Genomic DNA, 1,075 nt, shown 5'->3' on the forward strand with positions numbered 1-1,075 from the left:
GGTGAACTAAGTATCGGTAACTACTTGGGTGCTCTACGTCAATGGCAGCAGATGCAAGACGATTATGATTGCCAATACTGTGTTGTAGACCTTCACGCGGTTACGGTTCGCCAAGATCCTAAAGCCCTACATGAAGCGACTCTAGACGCATTGGCGATCTGTCTGGCAGTTGGTGTTGACCCGAAGAAGAGCACGCTATTTGTTCAGTCACACGTACCAGAGCATGCTCAACTTGGTTGGCTTCTTAACTGTTACACTCAAATGGGTGAACTGAGCCGTATGACTCAGTTTAAAGACAAGTCTGCACGTTACGCGAACGACGTAAACGTGGGTCTGTTTGATTACCCAGTGCTAATGGCAGCAGACATCCTGCTTTACGGCGCACACCAAGTGCCAGTAGGTAGCGACCAGAAGCAGCACCTAGAATTAGCGCGTGATATCGCAACGCGTTTCAACAACATTTACTCGCCAGAAAGCCCAATCTTCACGGTGCCTGAGCCATACATTCCAACGGTTAACGCGCGCGTAATGAGCCTTCAAGATGCGACGAAGAAAATGTCGAAGTCTGATGATAACCGTAAGAACGTTATCACGCTGCTTGAAGAGCCAAAATCGATCATCAAGAAGATCAATAAAGCACAAACGGATACCGAAACGCCACCAAGCATTCGCCATGATGTTGAAAACAAAGCGGGTATTGCAAACCTAATGGGTCTTTACTCTGCAGCGACAGGCATGAGCTTTGAAGAGATTGAAGCGAAATACAAAGGCGTTGAAATGTATGGCCCATTCAAGAAAGACGTGGGTGAAGCGGTTGTTGCGATGCTTGAGCCAATTCAAGAAGAATACCGTCGTATTCGCGCAGATCGCGCGTTTATGGATGAAGTGATGAAGCAAGGCGCGGAGAAAGCATCGGCTCGCGCGGCGGAAACACTGAAAAAAGCATACGAAGCTGTCGGTTTTGTGGCTCGTCCGTAATCTCAAGTAATCCAATACCCAAAAAGCTCCACTTCGGTGGAGCTTTTTTATGTGCTGAGAAAATTACTCAAAGGGCGTGTTGTCCATACAGCGCTCC

At 47.9% G+C, this 1,075-nt stretch carries 1 protein-coding gene; it reads left to right on the plus strand.

Features of this window, described 5'->3' with window-relative positions:
- The coding region (trpS, locus tag R7P67_RS26180) for a tryptophan--tRNA ligase (RefSeq protein ID WP_318086501.1) at window positions 1-978 on the plus strand (978 nt) is incomplete at its 5' end.
- Window positions 979-1,075: the final 97 nt, after the last annotated feature.

It is taken from the genome of Vibrio sp. Vb0937 (assembly GCF_033338855.1).